Below are 2,941 nucleotides of genomic sequence, written 5' to 3'. Positions count from 1 at the left end.
GTGGCTATGGCCTGCATTCTTGAACGGTCGAACTTTATAACATCTGCCGGTGGCTATCTTCGGGATCTCACCAGGCGCTCGGAACGTGGGGAGTTTTCACTCGGGCCGATGCTTATGGCTCTCATGAAAGTGAATGACCCGGGAAATCGAAGGACTGCTTGACGTCAGTGAGGCGAGACGGGCGAAGGAAATCGGCGCACGGGCTCTCTCGGGGCATGCGACTTGTCAGCCGTTTTTTTCCGCGATTTCCTGTTGCAATACAGGGTTTTACGGGTTTTGAAGGCTAAATTCCGACTGCGGATGGTAAGAGTCTTAGGCTTTGGTCAGTCTTTGGTGTTGTCTTCCGATTTGCGCCGGAAGCGGTCACGGATGCCTAAGCAATCGGACCTCGCCGCGATCAGGTTCGCTGCGACAGATTTCAAACCCAAACCCCATGGGCATCTTTCAAAGTTTCCGTTAGTCTCCCCAATACCGAGGGGTGCCCTGTCAAAGGGCTGAGATGGGCTTGTCGCAAACTTTCGGGCTTAACCGTATGTTGACCATAGGCATGGAATTTGCCGCTCCGAAAGTTGCGGAGCGAGCCCATGATTCTGAATGCTATTGCCGAGAAGCTGAAGCGCCAATCAAAGGATGACTTCAAAGGCAGGCATTTCGAGGCCTGGTTGATTGTACAGGCGGTTGCCTGGTACTTGCGCTACCCGCTCAGCTATCGTGACTTGGAAGAGATGTTTCGCGAGCGGGGCTTTGAGGTCGATCATAGCACGATCAACCGCTGGGTATTGGCCTATGCGCCGATGATCGAAAAACGGCTTCGGCAGTTTAGGCGCCCCCATTGCGGCTCGGTCAGAATCGATGAGACGTACGTCAAGATCCGCGGCAAATGGCGCTATCTGTACCGAGCCATCGACAAGCATGGCAATCCGGTAGATTTCCTGTTGACCGCTAAGCGCGATCTCGCCGCCGCCAAGCGGTTTTTCCGCAAGATGCTCAAAGACGAACCCTTGTTGTCGCCGACCAGGATCGGGACCGACGGGGCCAACACCTTCCCGTCAACGATCAAAATGTCGGTTGATGATGGGCTCCTCCATCCCGATCCCGTCCACTATGTCACCAAGCACCTCCAGCAAGGCATCGAAAGTGACCATTTCCGGGTAAAGAAGAACATGCCAAAGATCGGTGGCTTCCAATCCTTCAACACGGCGCGGCGAACCATCGCGGGTTTCGAGGCAATGCTGTGGTTGAGGAAAGGCTTCAGCTTTTCCGGCGGTTGGACTGTCAACGATCAGAACGATTTTCTTGCGCGCCTCTTCGGACTGCAAAAGATTAACAAAGCATGAAAATGAGGACGCTCAGGGGATAATCGCGCGCTCCGAAAATGTTTGCGACAGGCCCCCGCAACGTCATGGCTGTCTCAGCGATTACCCGACTTGAGCGTCGAACGTGTGTTGATCACTGCAGGTGCTCAGGGAGCGTTCCACGCAATCCTTAATATCCTGGCGGAGCCGGGGGACACGATCTGCACTGAACCGCTGACGTATCCGGGCTTTCGAGCAGTCGCCTCGCATTTGCGCTTAAACCTGCTTCCCATAGAGATGGATGGCGAAGGCCTTGTACCGGGTTCCTTCGAGCATGCATGTCGGACCGCGCGTCCGAAGGCCCTCTACTGCATGCCGACCTTGCACAATCCGACGACCAGGACTCTGCCAATCTCGCGTCGGAAGAAGCTGATCGAGATCGCCCGATCGTTCGGGGTGCCCATCATAGAAGATGATGCTTATGGGCACATCGCGCTAGGTGCGCCCCCGCCGCTAGCGGCGCTGGCGCCCGATATCGTTTATCACGTCGCAAGCCTTTCCAAGTGCCTTTCACCGGGGCTCCGCGTCGCCTACGCCGCTGTGCCTGACGCGCGGTCCAGTTACAGGATGGCGTCTGCCGTCAGAGCGTCGGCGTCTATTGCTTCACCCATTACGAGCGCCATTGCAGCACGTTGGATCGAAAGTGGGGTTGCAAAGTCAGTTGCCGCCGAGATCGTAAGGGAGGCGACTGCCCGTAGCGCCCTCGCGTCGAGAATACTTCCCGGAAACGTGGAGGTGTCGGGTAACGGGTTCCATGCCTGGCTCAACGTACCGTCTCCATGGACGAGAGGCGAACTCATTTCGCGTCTTCGTTCGGTCGGGATAGGGGTTGTCGGCAGCGACGCATTCGCCGTCGGAACTCCACCGGAGGCGGTCAGATTGGGTTTGGGTGCCCCAAAGACCGTTGTCGACCTCGAAAGGGGTCTTCAGATCGTCACCGACCTCTTGTCTCAGCAGCCTGCAGTTTCAACATTGGTTGTGTGACTTTTTCAGGCGGCCGAGGTGCCCGCCGAAGGTACTACAAAACGTTTGTCAGGCACTTCAATCCGCGAGAAGTCGGATCATCAATAGGCGGACGGCCAGTTGGTACTGGTGAAGCCCGCATGTTTCCGAGCGGCTGGCGAGGGAAATGCGTTCGAAACATCACTCGCCTCCACAAGAACGCTTCTGAACAGCGTCATGCAGTCCCAAAGGCAATGAGCAAAAGCCAGTCAGCGCTCGTCTTGCTTATCGGACCTCACCTAAGTTCCATAATTCAGCTTATGCGATTTTCGGTAAGCTGCGGAAATCATTAATAATTTCAAGACGGTTTGTGCTAGAATCTCCTGATCAGCTTGCAGTTTAGCCGCTCCTACCCGCCTAGGGCTGCTCTTGCCGAATTTCGTCTCATTTACTTCTAGACGCTCGGGACGCCGCGTCTCAAAACGGGAAGATCGTCCAAATGACACACTGAATATGTCTCACGGATGCTGTCTCAGCACGTATACCTAACCGGGAGTGGACGGCTTCGCGCCAACAGCGGACATTGCAGTCCAGCGCATACGGCTGCGTTGCGGCAATTTCTAAAGCGAGCCGAACGCGGCGAT

3 protein-coding genes are annotated in these 2,941 nt (G+C 55.8%); all 3 read left to right on the top strand.

Annotated features, from left to right (window positions below; genetic code table 11):
* Positions 1 to 162, top strand: a 162-nt coding sequence (gene repC / locus P7F60_RS27260; RefSeq protein ID WP_277920799.1) for a replication initiation protein RepC, incomplete at its 5' end; no start/stop codon positions are given.
* Positions 163 to 584: 422 nt separating this feature from the next.
* A complete protein-coding gene (locus P7F60_RS27255) occupies positions 585 to 1,337 on the top strand; it encodes an IS6 family transposase (RefSeq protein ID WP_024899183.1) in 753 nt (250 codons plus the stop codon).
* 42 nt (positions 1,338 to 1,379) lie between these two features.
* A complete protein-coding gene (locus P7F60_RS27250; RefSeq protein ID WP_277920787.1) occupies positions 1,380 to 2,339 on the top strand; it encodes a PLP-dependent aminotransferase family protein in 960 nt (319 codons plus the stop codon).
* Positions 2,340 to 2,941: the final 602 nt, after the last annotated feature.

This window comes from Rhizobium sp. YJ-22 (genome assembly GCF_029601685.1).
GTDB lineage: Bacteria > Pseudomonadota > Alphaproteobacteria > Rhizobiales > Rhizobiaceae > Metarhizobium.
This window is presented reverse-complemented; position numbering and strand designations above follow the sequence as displayed.

Excerpts from the sequence above, each read along its gene's own strand:
- P7F60_RS27255 (WP_024899183.1), top strand. The coding sequence starts at position 585 with ATGATTCTGAATGCTATTGCCGAGAAGCTGAAGCGCCAATCAAAGGAT.